The 14,988-nt window shown below is 49.4% G+C and carries 14 protein-coding genes and 1 pseudogene; 4 read left to right on the top strand and 11 right to left on the bottom strand.

Annotated features, from left to right (window positions below; translation table 11 throughout):
* A pseudogene (locus tag ACTHTK_RS04890) lies at window positions 1-379 on the bottom strand (sel1 repeat family protein); the annotation flags it as partial.
* Between the two features lie 45 nt (window positions 380-424).
* Window positions 425-3,220, bottom strand: coding sequence for a DNA polymerase I (gene polA, locus ACTHTK_RS04895; RefSeq protein ID WP_440378445.1), 2,796 nt, complete (start codon window positions 3,218-3,220; stop codon window positions 425-427).
* Window positions 3,221-3,401: 181 nt separating this feature from the next.
* Between polA and ACTHTK_RS04900 the strand changes: the two genes are divergently transcribed.
* The 4 genes from ACTHTK_RS04900 (at window position 3,402) to ACTHTK_RS04915 (ending at window position 7,428) form a co-directional block, all read left to right on the top strand.
* Window positions 3,402-3,902, top strand: coding sequence for a hypothetical protein (locus tag ACTHTK_RS04900; RefSeq protein ID WP_063076785.1), 501 nt, complete (start codon window positions 3,402-3,404; stop codon window positions 3,900-3,902).
* A 53-nt stretch (window positions 3,903-3,955) separates the two neighbouring features.
* Window positions 3,956-4,624, top strand: coding sequence for a PspA/IM30 family protein (locus tag ACTHTK_RS04905; protein ID WP_440378446.1), 669 nt, complete (start codon window positions 3,956-3,958; stop codon window positions 4,622-4,624).
* 214 nt (window positions 4,625-4,838) lie between these two features.
* Window positions 4,839-5,504 carry a YqiJ family protein gene (locus ACTHTK_RS04910; RefSeq protein ID WP_293202398.1) on the top strand — a complete coding sequence of 222 codons (666 nt, stop codon included), beginning with the start codon at window positions 4,839-4,841 and terminating at the stop codon, window positions 5,502-5,504.
* Between the two features lie 211 nt (window positions 5,505-5,715).
* Window positions 5,716-7,428, top strand: a complete 1,713-nt coding sequence (locus tag ACTHTK_RS04915; RefSeq protein ID WP_440378447.1) for a flotillin family protein — start codon at window positions 5,716-5,718, stop codon at window positions 7,426-7,428.
* A gap of 372 nt (window positions 7,429-7,800) precedes the next feature.
* Here the strand turns inward: ACTHTK_RS04915 and ACTHTK_RS04920 are convergent, their stop codons facing one another.
* The 9 genes from ACTHTK_RS04920 to ACTHTK_RS04960 form a co-directional block, all read right to left on the bottom strand.
* Window positions 7,801-8,226: a F0F1 ATP synthase subunit epsilon gene (locus ACTHTK_RS04920; protein ID WP_440369534.1), complete on the bottom strand. Its 426-nt coding sequence runs from the start codon at window positions 8,224-8,226 to the stop codon at window positions 7,801-7,803.
* A gap of 10 nt (window positions 8,227-8,236) precedes the next feature.
* Window positions 8,237-9,634, bottom strand: a complete 1,398-nt coding sequence (gene atpD, locus ACTHTK_RS04925; RefSeq protein WP_107868206.1) for a F0F1 ATP synthase subunit beta — start codon at window positions 9,632-9,634, stop codon at window positions 8,237-8,239.
* 38 nt (window positions 9,635-9,672) lie between these two features.
* Entirely contained in the window at window positions 9,673-10,548 is an 876-nt protein-coding gene (gene atpG, locus ACTHTK_RS04930) for a F0F1 ATP synthase subunit gamma (protein WP_004519003.1), read from the bottom strand.
* Between the two features lie 24 nt (window positions 10,549-10,572).
* Entirely contained in the window at window positions 10,573-12,120 is a 1,548-nt protein-coding gene (gene atpA / locus ACTHTK_RS04935; RefSeq protein ID WP_003676111.1) for a F0F1 ATP synthase subunit alpha, read from the bottom strand.
* A 10-nt stretch (window positions 12,121-12,130) separates the two neighbouring features.
* On the bottom strand, window positions 12,131-12,664 hold the full coding sequence (locus ACTHTK_RS04940) for a F0F1 ATP synthase subunit delta (RefSeq protein WP_004519004.1): 534 nt from the start codon (window positions 12,662-12,664) through the stop codon (window positions 12,131-12,133).
* 4 nt (window positions 12,665-12,668) lie between these two features.
* A complete protein-coding gene (locus tag ACTHTK_RS04945) occupies window positions 12,669-13,139 on the bottom strand; it encodes a F0F1 ATP synthase subunit B (RefSeq protein ID WP_003708446.1) in 471 nt (156 codons plus the stop codon).
* A 73-nt stretch (window positions 13,140-13,212) separates the two neighbouring features.
* Window positions 13,213-13,449 (bottom strand): F0F1 ATP synthase subunit C, encoded by a 237-nt coding sequence (gene atpE, locus ACTHTK_RS04950; protein WP_003676106.1) that lies wholly within the window; start codon window positions 13,447-13,449, stop codon window positions 13,213-13,215.
* A gap of 63 nt (window positions 13,450-13,512) precedes the next feature.
* Window positions 13,513-14,379: a F0F1 ATP synthase subunit A gene (gene atpB, locus ACTHTK_RS04955; protein WP_049351291.1), complete on the bottom strand. Its 867-nt coding sequence runs from the start codon at window positions 14,377-14,379 to the stop codon at window positions 13,513-13,515.
* A complete protein-coding gene (locus ACTHTK_RS04960) occupies window positions 14,369-14,722 on the bottom strand; it encodes an ATP synthase subunit I (protein ID WP_049328784.1) in 354 nt (117 codons plus the stop codon). Before ACTHTK_RS04960 ends, atpB begins: the two co-directional genes overlap by 11 nt.
* Window positions 14,723-14,988 lie beyond the last annotated feature (266 nt).

Consider the following 14,988-nt stretch of genomic DNA (forward strand, 5'->3'; position numbering starts at 1 on the left):
CTGCCAACCCAAACAAATGTTTGGCATCCTCGCCTTCGGCTTGCATCGCCTGTTCAAAATAACAACGGCCTAGCCAAGATTGGGCATTGATCTGTTTCTGGATACTGTTTTCGCCCTCCAACTGTTTGGCAAGACGCAAGCGCTCCTGGAAATGCTCTTCTGCCAACCCAAACAAATGTTTGGCATCCTCGCCTTCGGCTTGCATCGCCTGTTCAAAATAACAACGGCCTAGCCAAAAGTGAATACTATTTTGTACCTGAATCTGGCTATCTTTATCTTCAATCCCATCTAAAGCCTGATTCAGTTTTTCAATCGCTTCGTCAAATTTTTTGTTCTTAAATAACGCTACACCTTCATTAATTAAATCTTGAATGTTCATTGTCTTATCCCTTTATCAAAACAATCTCTTAAACCCTACACAATCTCAATGTGCCTCTTCCCAATTCATCCCCACACCAACCTCCGCCACCAGCGGCACGTTCAACATCCCTTCGTCCACTTTCGCCATTATCTGCGGCAGTTTTTCTTTGACTAAATCCAGTTCGGCTTCGGGTACTTCCAACACCAATTCATCATGCACCTGCATGATCAGTTTGCTTTTCAGGCTACCTGAAACCAACCAACGGGATACGTCTATCATGGCGCGTTTGATGAGGTCGGACGCGGTGCCTTGCATGGGGGCGTTGATGGCGGCGCGTTCGGCTCCGGCGCGGGCGTTGGCGTTTTTGTTGTGGATGTCGGGCAGGTAGAGGCGGCGGCCGAACAGGGTTTCGACAAAGCCTTGGGCGGTGGCTTGTTCTTTGGTGCGCTGCATGTATTCGGCGACGCCGGGGTAGCGGGCGAAGTAGCGGTCGATGAAGTTTTTGGCAGAGATGTTGTCGATGCCCAATGATTTGGCGAGGCCATATTGGCCCATGCCGTAGATCAGGCCGAAGTTGATGGTTTTGGCGTAGCGGCGTTGTTCGGACGAGACGTTTTCGGGGGAGATGCCGAACACTTCGGCGGCGGTACGGCGGTGTACGTCTTCGCCGTTTTGGAACGCGGTAATCAGGGTTTTGTCGCCGGAGAGGTGCGCCATGATGCGCAGCTCGATTTGGGAATAGTCGGCGGAAACGATGACGCTGCCTTGCGGTGCGGTGAAGGCGCGGCGTACGCGGCGGCCTTCGGCGGTGCGGATGGGGATGTTTTGCAGGTTGGGGTTGTTGCTGGCAAGGCGGCCGGTAATGGCGACGGCTTGGGCGTAGGTGGTATGCACGCGGCCGTCTTTGGGCGAAATCATTTCGGGCAGTTTGTCGGTGTAAGTGGATTTGAGTTTCGCCAGGCTGCGGTTTTGCAGGATGATTTTGGGCAGGGGGTAGTCGGGCGCGAGCTGTTCGAGCACGGCTTCGTTGGTGGAAATGCCGCCTTTGGCGGTTTTTTTCAGGCCTTTGGTAGGGATGCCCATTTTGTCGAACAGGATTTCTTGCAGCTGTTTGGGCGAGTTGAGGTTGAACGGCTGACCTGCGGCGGCGTAGGCTTCTTGTTCGAGCTTCATCAGCTCTGCGCCGAGTTCTGCGCTTTGGCGGGCGAGTTCGGCGCGGTCGATTTGCACGCCGTTGCGTTCCATTTCAAATAATACCTGCGCGACGGGCAGCTCCATTTTTTCATACATTTCAAGCTGTTTGGCGTCCATTTGAGCACGCAAGTGCGCTTCGAGACGCAGGGCGAAATCGGCGTCTTGGGCGGCGTATTCGGTCGCCTGCCCGATGGCGACATCGGCAAAACTGATTTGCTTCGCGCCTTTGCCGCACAACGATTCGTAGGTAATAGTTTCCAAGCCCAGCCAGCGTTCGGATAACTCGTCCAAGCCGTGTCCGAGATGGCTCTCGATGATGTAGGAAGCAAGCATGGAATCGCCGGCAATGCCTTTCAGGGCGATGTCGTAGTTGGCGAAAACGTGTTGGTCGTATTTGAGGTTTTGCCCGATTTTTTTCAGGGCGGAATTTTCCAAATGCGGTTTCAGACGGCCTAATACGTCTTGCAAATCAAGCCGTTCGGGTGCAGCAGTCAGGCTGTGTCCTACGGGGATGTAAACCGCTTCGCCTGCTTGGAACGCGATGCTGATGCCGACCAGTGAGGCGTTCATCGCGTCTAGGGACGTGGTTTCCGTATCGATGCCGATTTTTTCCGCCTGAGCCAGTTTGTCCAACAAAGCGGCAAACTGCGCTTCGGTGGTAATGGCTTGATAATCCAGCTTTTCAGGGGCTGGGGCAAGTTCGGGCTGTTTTTCAGGCTGTGTTTCTATCGCCAATGCGGCTTGTTCGCCGATATGCTCACTGCCGAACAAATCAGTGTTTTGCGCTTCGTGCATACGGCTTTCCGCTTCTTTCAACCAAGTGCGGAAGCCCCAGCGTTTGAAATCGACAACCAGCTGCGCCCATTTAGGCGTAGTGCGGCGCAGGCTTTCGAGGCCGTCTGAAAGCTCGGTGTGCAAGTCCACATCGGTTTTAATCGTTACCAAGTCATACGACAGCGGCAGTTGTTCCAAAGCGGCTTGCAGGTTTTCGCCGACCTTGCCTTTGACTTCGGCAGCGTGTTCCATCACACCAGCCAGCGAGCCATAGGCTTCCAGCCACTTCACCGCGGTTTTCGGGCCGCACTTTTCCACGCCCGGCACGTTGTCCACCTTGTCGCCCATCAGCGCGAGATAACCGCGGATTTGGTCGGGGCGCACGCCGAATTTTTCCTTTACGCCTTCAATGTCCAGCGTTTCGCCGCTCATCGTATTCACCAGCGTCACGCGCTCGTTTACCAACTGCGCCATGTCCTTATCGCCGGTAGATACCACCACGTTCCACCCTGCTTCGCTAGCCATCTTAGCCAAAGTGCCGATAACGTCATCCGCTTCCACCTGCGGAATCACCAATACCGGCCAGCCCATCAAGCGCACCAAATCCGGCAAAGCTTCCGCCTGCGGGCGCAAATCGTCCGGCATCGGCGGACGCGTCGCCTTATAGTCGGGGAACATCTCGTGGCGAAAATTTTTGCCCTTCGCATCAAACACCACCGCGCAATAGTCGTGCACATAATCCGCCCGCAGCCGGCGCAGCATGTTCAACACGCCATACATCGCCCCAGTCGGCGCACCGTCGGGCGCAGACAAATTCTGCCCCATGGCATGATAGGCGCGGTAAAGATAAGAAGAGCCGTCAACGAGAAGGAGTGTGGGTTTGTTGGACATGGGGAACCTGCTGTATGTATGAAAATAATGTACGGATTATAAAGGAAAAGGCCGTCTGAAAACCGAAAATCAAGTTTCAGGCGGCCTGATGTTTACATAAATATACGGTTTCAGGTATTGCGCCTCAGAATCCCATCTTGTATATTTGTATTCAAATGAATACAAACCAAAGCAAACGAATATGAATGCAACGAACCGTATCCCAATCAGCGTGCGCATCACTCAGGAAGATGCTGATTTTATTGCCGAACTTAAAATCGAAGGAGCGAATACGCCGTCTGAAAAAATCCGCGAATTGCTCAAGCTGGCGCGCTTGGCGCATACGCAGACACGTGATTACGGCTCCGCACTGACAGCGCAGGAGCAATTTTTCCAAGCGGCGAAACACGAAATCTTGCACGCTGAAAAACAGGCCGGAGTGCATTCGCATATCGTGGCGAGGTTGTTTGAACAACTGCCCGACTTAGGCGCAACACTCGCCGCCGACCTACCCGAAGAAGCCGACCTCGACGATTTGAAAAAATACGAGCGCGAACTGATGTGGCGCATCGTCCGCCTGACCGACAGTATCCTGCAACTCGCCGTAACCGGCAAAGGCGCGGCATATGACGATACCGTGTTGCAACAGCTTGAAAATACTTTGAAACTGGCAAAGATTGTGCAGCAGGCAAATGAAGTTTAAGACTGCCACCATACCAAATGAAACAAACACATTTTAGTGAAAGGAAAATCCAAATGAGCGAAACCCTATCCCGCCGAGTAGGCCGTCTGGTAAGTGGCGGTTTTCATGCCCTGATTGATGCAGCGGAAAACCTCGCGCCTGAAGCGGTCATGAACGAAAGCATCCGCGAAATTGAGCGCGCAGTAGATGAAGTGCGTGCAGAATTGGGCAAAGTGTTGGCGCAGAAACACCTTGCCGCCAAGAAAATGGCCGATGAAAGCAACCGCCACGAGGCCATCGATGCCAATCTGCAAGCCGCCGTAAATGCCGGTCGCGATGATCTTGCCGAAGCGGGTATCGCCGAGCAGATGGACATCGAAGCGCGTCTGCCCATCTTGGAAAACACCATTGCCGATTGTGCCGCACAAGAAAAAGAGCTCGAAGGCTTTATCGCCGCCCTGCAGGCGAAAAAACGCGAGATGCAGCAGCAGTTGCAAGACTGGCGTGCCGCACAGCAAAGCATGGGTACAGTCAAAACAGTCGGTGGCAACGGCAGCGACCTCAACCGCATTGCCCGTGATGCCGAAAAAAGCGGCAATGCCTTCGACCGTGTGATGGATCGCCAAAACTCGGTACACAGCAGCACTGATGCGGCGCAGTTAGCCAAGCTGAAAGAACTGGAAGACTTAAGCCGCAACAACCGTATTGCCGAAAGATTGGCGGCATTGAAAGCGAAATCATAAGCCATATTGAGAAAATCGCGGTTTCAGACGGCCTCTATCTTCACGAGGCCGTCTAAAAAAAGAAAACCATACACACCTCAATAACAAAAAGATGACGGATTGGGAAAAATCCTGTCAGTTACGACAAATTAATAAAAATACCCATATCCAATCGGCTTAACTTTAAAATAAAATATATGCCGTCTGAAAATTAAAAAGAATAAGGAAATGCAATATGTGGAATTTAATCAACGCCCCCGAAACTGAAATCTTCGGCATTGCCATTGCGCTGATGGTTTTGCTCGGTGTGTTGGAAGTCATTTCCATGCTGGCAGGCGGTATCAGCGATTGGTTGGACAACCTGTTGCCCGACAGTCTGACCGAAACCGCGCACGCCGAGGTCGGATTGGATGTGGCGGACGCAGGCATATTCGTACGTTTCCTGAGCTGGCTGTATGTCGGACGTATCCCGGTGTTGATGCTGATGGTGGTGTTTCTTGCCGTATACGGATTGACGGGTTATCTGTTTCAGACGGCCTTTGCCACTGTATTCGGCAGTTATCTGAATGGCACGCTGGCAGCAGTCATTGTTTGGTTTATTTCCCTACCCTTGGTACGCGTGACAGCTAGCGGTTTATACAAAATTATGCCGAAAGATGAAACCACTGCCGTTTCGCAGGAAAGTTTAATCGGCCGCGTCGGCACGGTGGTATTGGGCGAAGCTCGGGTAGGCAATGCGGCGCAGGTGCGCGTGAAAGATGCTTACGGCCAACAGCATTATGTGATGGTAGAGCCTGACTCTGAAGATGTATTAAAACAAGGTGATGCGGTATTGCTGGTGTCGTTGGACGGAAATACATTTAAAGCGATTTTGAATCCGAGCGGCAGCTTGGTAGATTAAGGCCGTCTGAAACTTCTGATTTATCGATACGGTAAAAATAGATGCTTCACCGCCCTATCCTCACCATTTAGAAATTTGAAATAACAATCAGAAAAACAACCACCCTATTATTTCAACCCATATTTTTAACCCTTTCAGACGGCCTCTCTCCCTCAAAGCCTTCTGAATCCACCGCCCCCAAAGGCATATTAACAAGAAGAAAGGAAAAACCATGAACTTGGTCTCCATCGGCACTATCGCCGGCGTCATACTCGTCGCGCTGTTTGTACTCGGCCTCATCCTGACCCGTCTGTATCGCCGTGCCAGCAAAGAAGTTTCATTTGTCCGCACCGGTTTTGGTGGCGAAAAAGTCATTATGAACGGCGGTGCGATGGTGCTGCCCGTATTGCACGAAATCATCCCCGTCAACATGAATACACTGCGCCTTGAAGTGCGCCGCGCTGCCCAACAAGCGCTGATTACCCGCGACCGTATGCGCGTTGACGTAATGGCGGAATTTTACGTCCGCGTTAAACCCAGCGCCGAGAGCATTGCGACCGCCGCACAAACGCTGGGTATGAAAACCATGTCTCCCGATGAGTTGAAAGACCTCGTCGAAGGTAAATTCGTTGACGCTCTGCGCGCCGTTGCCGCCGAAATGGCGATGGAAGAACTGCATGAAAAACGTGTTGATTTCGTTCAGAAAGTGCAACAAGTCGTGAGTGAAGACTTGTTCAAAAACGGTCTCGAACTCGAAACCGTTTCCCTGACCGGCCTCGACCAAACCAGCTTTGAGTTCTTTAACCCGCAAAACGCCTTTGACGCGGAAGGTTTGACCAAACTGACCGAAACCATCGAAGGCCGCCGCAAAAAACGTAACGAAATCGAACAAGACACCGACTTGGCAATCAAAACCAAAAACCTCGAAGCCGAGCAGCAACGCCTGAAAATCTCGCGCGAAGAAGAATACGCCAAACTCGAACAAGAGCGTGAGATTGCCGTCCGCCGCGCCGAACAAGAGGCCAGCATTGCCGAGCAAGAATCTCAGAAAAAACGTGAAGCGGAAGAAGCGAAAATTGCCGCCGAACGCGAAGTGGATTTGAAACGCATTGCCGCCGAACGCGACATTAAAAACGAAGACATTAGAAAAGCCCAAGCCGTTGAGCAGGCAGAGGTTGAACGCCGCAAAGCCATCGAATTGGCCGAGCAAGACCGCGCCATCGCCGTTGCTGAAAAATCGCGTGCCGAATCCGAAGCCAAAGCCGAAGCCGACAAAGCCCGCGCCGCCGCCGTTCGTGAAGAAGAAAGCGTGATTACCGTACGCGAAACCGAACGCGCCGAACGTGCCAAAGCAGTTGAATTGATTGCCGCAGAAGAAGCCGCGCAAAAAGATGCGATTTCGCTCACCGTCGCCGCTGAAGCTGAAAAACAAGCCGCACAAGACCGAGCTGAAGCCGTGCGTATCGCCGCCGAAGCAGAAGCCGAGAAACAACGCCTGCAAGCCAAAGGTGAAGCCGATGCCAAGATTCTGTTGGCGCAAGCGCAAGAACAACAATACAAGGTTGATGCAGAAGGTACACGCGCTGTGAACGAAGCCGCCAACGTCCTGAGCGTCGAGCAAGTCGAAATGCAAGTCCGCCTTGCCCTCTTGAAACATCTGCCTGACATCATCCGCGAATCCGTCCGCCCGATGGAAAAAATCGAAGACATCAAAATCTTGCAAGTCAATGGCCTGGGTGGCTTTGCCGGTGGTGCAAACGGTGCGGAAGGTGTTTCAGACGGCCAAGCCACACAAGCCAGCCTTGCAGACCAAATGGTCAACAGCGCCCTGCGCTACCGCAGCCAAGCTCCGTTGGTTGACGGTCTCTTGAAAGAGTTGGGACTAAATGGTGGCGACATCAACGGCCTAACCCAAGGACTAGATAAAACCATCGACCAATCATAAACGAATGCCGTCATAATGATTTAAAGGCCGTCTGAAACTTTTCAGACGGCCTTTTGTTTATACAAAAACTTCCACAAATTCTAATATCTTCAATACTCACCAATTCAGATCTGTTGCAGTTGCAATAAATTAGGAATTATCCAACCTGCTTTTTGTGGTTAAAAAAGATTGAGTTGGCTATTCTTAGCCAAATAACAAGGCTAACTACTTTGAAAATGATCCGCCAACAATTGAGTCATAAAAACTGATTCTACCGTTTCGATTTCAAGCTTGCCATCTACTCGTCTATCGACATTTCAATACCAAGCTACTTATCTTCAGACAAATAAAAAAGCACAACATTTCGTTGTGCTTTTTCTTGATGAACCCACATTACTTGTTTTTTTGCGAACGAAGGTAGTCCAAAGTTTTCAGCTGGGCAATGGCTGCTGCCAATGCTTTGTGCGCTTCGGCCAGAGATTTATCATCTTTGGCTGCAGAAACACCTGCCTCGGCTGCTTTTTTAGCTGCTTCAGCACGCGCCTGATCCATTTCTGTACTGCGAACGGCAACGTCTGCCAATACTGTGATCTTATCAGGCTGTACTTCTAAAACGCCACCGGAAACGGCAACCAGCACTTCTTTAGCTTCACCCGGAACAGTCAAACGCAATGCGCCGGGGCGTACCAAACTCATAATCGGCTCGTGTCGTGGATAAATACCAAGCTCACCTTGAACGGTCGGAACCACCACAAAGCTGGCCTCGCCCGAATAGATGTTTTGCTCGCTACTAACCACTTCAACTTGCATGGTGCTCATGCCGGCCTCCTTAGTTTAAGGTTTTCGCTTTCTCAGCCGCTTCTTCGATGCCGCCTACCATATAGAACGCTTGTTCAGGCAGATGGTCGTATTCGCCGTTCAAGATGGCTTTAAAGCCGGCGATGGTGTCACGCAATGAAACGTATTTGCCTGGAGAACCGGTAAATACTTCGGCAACGTGGAACGGTTGAGACAGGAAGCGTTGAATTTTACGGGCACGCATCACAGTCAGTTTGTCTTCGTCAGACAATTCGTCCATACCCAGAATAGCGATAATGTCGCGCAATTCTTTGTATTTTTGCAGAGTAGACTGTACACCTCGCGCTACGTCGTAGTGCTCTTGACCCAATACCATCGGATCCAATTGACGTGAAGTAGAATCAAGCGGGTCAACTGCCGGGTAAATACCCAAAGATGCAATGTCACGGCTCAATACGACGGTGGCGTCCAAGTGGGCGAAAGTTGTCGCTGGAGACGGGTCAGTCAAGTCATCCGCAGGTACATATACGGCTTGGATGGAAGTAATGGAACCAGTTTGGGTAGAGGTAATACGCTCTTGCAAACGACCCATTTCTTCAGCCAATGTCGGTTGGTAACCCACTGCAGAAGGCATACGGCCCAACAGTGCAGATACTTCGGTACCGGCCAGAGTGTAACGGTAGATGTTGTCAACGAAGAACAATACGTCGCGACCTTTACCGTTTTCGTCTTTTTCGTCACGGAAGTATTCGGCCATGGTCAAACCGGTCAAAGCAACGCGCAGACGGTTGCCTGGAGGTTCGTTCATTTGGCCATACACCATGGCTACTTTATCCAATACGTTGGAATCTTTCATCTCGTGGTAGAAGTCGTTACCTTCACGGGTACGTTCACCCACACCTGCGAACACGGACAGACCGCTGTGCGCTTTGGCGATGTTGTTGATCAATTCCATCATGTTCACGGTTTTGCCCACACCGGCACCACCGAACAGACCTACTTTACCGCCTTTAGCAAACGGACACAGCAAGTCAATCACTTTAATACCGGTTTCCAACAATTCAGTAGTTGAAGACAACTCGTCGAATTTTGGAGCAGTTTGGTGAATGGCACGGCTCTTGTCGGTATCGATCGGACCTGCTTCATCAACAGGTGTACCCAATACGTCGACAATACGACCCAATGTACCTTTACCTACCGGCACAGTGATTGGCGCACCAGTATTACTTACAGACATGCCGCGTTTCAGGCCGTCTGAACTACCCATTGCAATAGTACGGACAATGCCGTCACCCAGAAGCTGTTGAACTTCCAGAGTCAGACCGTTCTCGTCCAATTTCAGGGCATCGTAAACATGCGGGATAGCGTCGCGTGGAAATTCCACGTCAACCACCGCACCAATAACTTGTACGATTTTGCCTTGGCTCATTATCGTATCCTAATTTCCTGTTCAGGCTTCAGACGGCATTAAACTGCCGCTGCACCTGCTACAATTTCTGACAATTCTGTGGTAATCGCGGCTTGACGCGATTTGTTATACACCAAGCGCAATTCTTTAATGGCATTGCCTGCGTTGTCGGTTGCGGCTTTCATCGCTACCATACGCGCGGCTTGTTCAGATGCCATGTTGTCGCTCAATGCCTGATAAACCACAGACTCTAAATAGCGGCGAACCAAATATTCCAATACGGCAATAGGACTCGGCTCGTAGAGGTATTCCCAAGTAAATGAAGAATGACCTGTTCCGTCGTCAATAACGTTTTCACCGATAGGCAGCAAAACTTCCATACGCGGCTCTTGGCGCATTGTATTGACGAAACGTGAGTAAACCATATGGATACGGTCTAATTCATGCTTCTCATAACGTTGGAAGATTTCGGTCAGAGGGCCGAGCAGCAATTCCATTTTTGGGGTATCGCCCAAATTGGTTGCGCTGGCAATAACGTTCAAACCGATGCTTTGGCATGCAGCCAAACCTTTACTACCCAGGCACACGACTTCGACTTCGATGCCTTGTTCCTGATACTCTTGAACTTGCGCCAAAAACTTTTTCAGTACGTTTGCGTTCAAGCCACCGCACAAACCTTTATCCGAGGTAATCAAAATGAAACCGGCACGACGCACTTCACGGTGCGGCTCCAATAATTTGATACCATGATCGGCATTAGTCTGTGCAAGATGGCTCATCACTGTACGCACTTTTTCGGCGTACGGACGCGCTAAGCGCATCCGGTCTTGAGTCTTCCGCATTTTAGAGGTCGACACCATTTGCATCGCTTTAGTGATCTTTTGGGTATTTTGAACACTACGGATTTTGGTGAGAATCTCTTTTCCGACTGCCATTTCAGACTCCTTTCATCTCAATACTTATGCTTGGTAAGCGTAAGAAGATTTGAAAGATTTCATGGCTTCGGTCAATGCTTTTTCGCTTTCGTCAGACATTGCGCCTGATGCATTAATCGCTTCCAGAACCTCAGGATGTTGCGTACGTACGAAACTCAAGAATTCTGCTTCGAAAGCCAAGGCTTTGGATACCGGAACATCTGCGTAAGAACCGTTGTTGATCGCCCACAAAGTCAATGCCATTTCGGCAGTGTTCAATGTGCTGAATTGTTTTTGTTTCATCAATTCAGTAACCACTTCACCGTGTTGCAGCTGTTTACGTGTTGCTTCGTCCAAATCGGAAGCAAATTGCGAGAACGCCGCCAATTCACGGTACTGTGCCAACGCCAAACGGATACCGCCACCCAGTTTTTTGATGACTTTGGTTTGTGCTGCACCACCTACGCGCGATACGGAAATACCAGCATTGATTGCAGGACGGATACCGGCGTTGAACAAGTCGGTCTCCAAGAAGATTTGGCCGTCTGTAATCGAGATTACGTTGGTTGGTACGAATGCTGATACGTCACCGGCTTGGGTTTCAATAATCGGCAACGCAGTCAGAGAACCGGTTTTGCCTTTTACTTCACCATTGGTCAGTTTTTCAACTTCATTTTCGCTGACGCGGGCCGCACGTTCCAACAGACGGGAGTGCAGATAGAATACGTCGCCAGGATATGCTTCACGACCAGGAGGACGGCGCAACAGCAGGGAAATTTGACGGTATGCAACGGCTTGTTTAGACAAGTCATCGTATACGATCAACGCATCTTCACCACGGTCACGGAAGAATTCACCCATGGTACAACCGGAGTAAGGAGCGATGTATTGCAGTGCAGCGGCTTCAGAAGCAGTTGCAGCAACCACGATGGTATGCTCCATCGCGCCATGCTCTTCCAATTTGCGTACTACGTTGGCAATAGAAGATGCTTTTTGACCGATAGCCACATAAATACAGATTACGCCTGTACCTTTTTGGTTAACGATGGCATCCAGTGCCACGGCAGTTTTACCGGTTTGACGGTCACCAATGATCAACTCACGTTGACCACGACCAACCGGAACCATAGAGTCAATGGCTTTCAGGCCGGTTTGCATTGGTTGGTCAACCGATTTACGCGCAATCACACCTGGTGCAATTTTCTCGATTGGAGCAGTCAATGTTGTGTTAATTGGACCTTTACCATCGATAGGACGACCCAATGCATCAACCACACGACCAACCAGTTCGCGACCGATCGGCACTTCCAAAATACGGCCGGTACAGGTAACTGTATCGCCTTCTTTAATGTGTTCGTACTCACCCAACACTACGGCACCGACGGAGTCACGCTCCAAGTTCATGGCCAGACCGAAAGTGTTACCGGGGAATTCGAGCATCTCACCTTGCATCGCGTCTGACAAGCCATGAATGCGCACAATGCCGTCTGTAACAGAAACAACGGTACCACGGGTACGCACTTCTGCATTGACGGACAGATTTTCGATTTTGGCTTTAATCAAATCGCTAATTTCAGCAGGATTAAGCTGCATGAAAACTCTCCTAATTTGTCATAGTCGCATACAAAGCATTCAGTTTGCCTTGTACGGACAAATCCAAGACCTGATCACCCACTTCTACTTTGATGCCGCCGATTAATTCAGGGGCAACTTTAGCTACCACATCCAATTTGCTGTTGAAGCGTTTTGTCAGGATATCGGTAACATCGGCCAGCTGCTGAGAACTGAGCTCATACGCGCTGTAAATTACTGCCGATTTCGTATTGTTGTGTATCAAGGTCAAATCTTGATATTGGGCATAAATTTCCGGCAATACCAGCAAACGCTTTTGCTCGGCCAAAACGGTAATAAAATTTGCCAATTCGACATTTTTGATACCGACAAGACCTTTGAGCGTTTCTGCCTTTTCGGAAGCTCCCGTTTCCGGCTGCTCGATGAAAGCAATGACTTTCTCATCCTGAACAACCGCTGCGAGTTCTTTCAGTTCGCCCAACCAAGACTCGATTTGGTTTTTTTCCTGAGCCAGACTAAACAATGCTTTCGCATAAGGTCTGGCAATCGTTGCGAACTCTGCCATAAGATTACAGCTCCTGTTTTAAGGCACTGAGCAGATCTGCATGTTTGGAAGCATCGACTTCTTTACGCAGGATAGATTCCGCACCTTTAACAGCCAATGAAGCGACCTGTTCGCGCAACACTTCGCGTGCACGGTTAACTTCTTGCTCTACATCAGCTTTTGCTTGGGCTGCAATGCGTGCTGCTTCATGAGAAGCTTGCTCTTTGGCTTCTTCTACAATTTTTGCAGCACGTTTTTCGGCGTTGGCAACCATTTCGGTTACCTGATTACGCCCTTCGGCCATAAGTTCTGCAACTTTTTTCTCTGCCTGCTCAAAATCGCTCTTACCGCGCTCGGCAGCAGCCAAGCCCTCGGCGATTTTTGCGGCACGCTCATCCAACGCTTTGGCAATCGGAGGCCATACGAATTTCATCGTAAACCAAACCAAGCCAAAGAAAACCAGGATTTGCGCAAATAAGGTTGCATTAATATTCACGTTACTTAACCTTCGTATCTGGGTTAATCAAACAGACCATAAGCCTGTATCTGAACGGATCGCTCCGTCTTGATTACGCAGCACCAAACGGGTTAACGAAGGCGAACAACAGGGCAATAGCCACACCGATCAAGAAGGCCGCGTCGATCAGACCAGCAATCAAGAACAGTTTGGTTTGCAGAGGACCGATCAGCTCAGGTTGGCGAGCAGAAGATTCCAAGTATTTAGAACCAACCATTGCGATACCGATAGAGGCACCCAATGCACCCAAGGCAACGATCAAACCACATGCGATAGCAATCAAACCCATTTTTAAACTCCTTAAGATAGTAAAGGTTAAACTACAAAAACAAACTACGAAAAAACTACTTGATTAGTGTGCATCATGCGCTTGTCCGATGTATACGAACGCCAACGCCATGAAAATAAATGCCTGCAAGGTGATAACCAAAATGTGGAAAATCGCCCAAGCCAAACCGGCAATCAGGTGGAACACAAATAAAATTGGATCCAAAGTCTCGATACTGCCGGTTGACGCCCATGCACCACCCAACAAAGCAATCAGCAGGAACACCAGCTCACCGGCATACATATTACCAAACAACCGCATACCGTGGGATACGGTTTTGGACAAAAACTCTACCAAGTTCAACAGAAAGTTGGCCGGAGCGAGCATCGGGCCAAAAGGTGCGCTGAACAATTCGTGAATCCAACCGCCAAAGCCTTTGATTTTGATATTGTAATAAATACATACCAACAATACGCCGATTGCCAAAGCCAAAGTCGTATTCAAGTCAGCAGTCGGTACAACGCGCAACAGTGCATGATGATTACCGGTAACGCCTTGCCATACCATCGGCAGCAAATCAACCGGCAACATATCCATGGCGTTCATCAGGAAAATCCAGACAAACAGGGTCAAACCCAAAGGCGCAACGGCTTTACGCGATTGTTCGTTATGAATAATACTCTTACACATGTTATCCACGAATTCGAACAAAATTTCAACAGCTGCTTGAAAACGACCAGGCACGCCAGCCGTTGCTTTTTTGGCACCGCGCCACAAAAGGAAGCTGCCGATTACGCCTAACAGAACAGCAAAAAAGATTGCATCAAGGTTAATGAACGAAAAATCAGCGATGTTTTTCAGTCCTTGACCCTGAGTAACATCCGACATACTGGTCAAGCTTTGCAAGTGGTGCTTGATGTAGTCGGCAGCGGTCATAGTTTCACCTGCCATAGTGTTTCACTCTCAACAATACTAAAAAAACCAAATGACTGACACTGAGTAACCCCAATAAGAATGGGAAAAATACCAGCGATTGATGCCATATCGCAAAAACGACCGACATAGATACCAGCGACAGCACTACTTTTAAAACCTCTCCACCGACAAACATCGAGCTTTGCAGATCGGGATTTCGTCGGGAAAACTTTAAAAGTAAAACTGCAACCAGGGTAGGTAAAATGTACGAAAATCCTCCCGCCAAAGCAGAGAGGAAGCCGGGCAATCCGGAAAATAACGCACAAACAACTGAAATTATTAACAATACAATCACTTGCAATGGGACTATCCGATTCATTGTACTTCACACCCCAAAAACGCAAGGTAAATTAATATAATCAAGAAGTTTGTTAACGTCAAGCAATATGTTAATCTTTGTGAACCTTTCACAGATAAATGATTAACACATATAAAACAAATCTTTGCAGAAACGGAGTTTAACACAAATTACATGTTGCTACACAGATTTTACAGAAGATTTTGATTTGTATTGTAAACATCTGTACGACCAGTCCTTTTCTCAAAAATTCAGGCCGTCTGAAAAACTTTTTTCAGACGGCCTCT

Origin of the sequence: Neisseria sp. P0006.S009 (assembly GCF_051962915.1) — a bacterium.
Taxonomy (GTDB): Bacteria; Pseudomonadota; Gammaproteobacteria; order Burkholderiales; family Neisseriaceae; genus Neisseria; species Neisseria subflava_E.

Coding starts and splice junctions, on each gene's coding strand:
- polA (WP_440378445.1), bottom strand. CDS start 3,220: ATGTCCAACAAACCCACACTCCTTCTCGTTGACGGCTCTTCTTATCTT.
- ACTHTK_RS04900 (WP_063076785.1), top strand. CDS start 3,402: ATGAATGCAACGAACCGTATCCCAATCAGCGTGCGCATCACTCAGGAA.
- ACTHTK_RS04905 (WP_440378446.1), top strand. CDS start 3,956: ATGAGCGAAACCCTATCCCGCCGAGTAGGCCGTCTGGTAAGTGGCGGT.
- ACTHTK_RS04910 (WP_293202398.1), top strand. CDS start 4,839: ATGTGGAATTTAATCAACGCCCCCGAAACTGAAATCTTCGGCATTGCC.
- ACTHTK_RS04915 (WP_440378447.1), top strand. CDS start 5,716: ATGAACTTGGTCTCCATCGGCACTATCGCCGGCGTCATACTCGTCGCG.
- ACTHTK_RS04920 (WP_440369534.1), bottom strand. CDS start 8,226: ATGAGCACCATGCAAGTTGAAGTGGTTAGTAGCGAGCAAAACATCTAT.
- atpD (WP_107868206.1), bottom strand. CDS start 9,634: ATGAGCCAAGGCAAAATCGTACAAGTTATTGGTGCGGTGGTTGACGTG.
- atpG (WP_004519003.1), bottom strand. CDS start 10,548: ATGGCAGTCGGAAAAGAGATTCTCACCAAAATCCGTAGTGTTCAAAAT.
- atpA (WP_003676111.1), bottom strand. CDS start 12,120: ATGCAGCTTAATCCTGCTGAAATTAGCGATTTGATTAAAGCCAAAATC.
- ACTHTK_RS04940 (WP_004519004.1), bottom strand. CDS start 12,664: ATGGCAGAGTTCGCAACGATTGCCAGACCTTATGCGAAAGCATTGTTT.
- atpE (WP_003676106.1), bottom strand. CDS start 13,449: ATGGGTTTGATTGCTATCGCATGTGGTTTGATCGTTGCCTTGGGTGCA.
- atpB (WP_049351291.1), bottom strand. CDS start 14,379: ATGGCAGGTGAAACTATGACCGCTGCCGACTACATCAAGCACCACTTG.
- ACTHTK_RS04960 (WP_049328784.1), bottom strand. CDS start 14,722: ATGAATCGGATAGTCCCATTGCAAGTGATTGTATTGTTAATAATTTCA.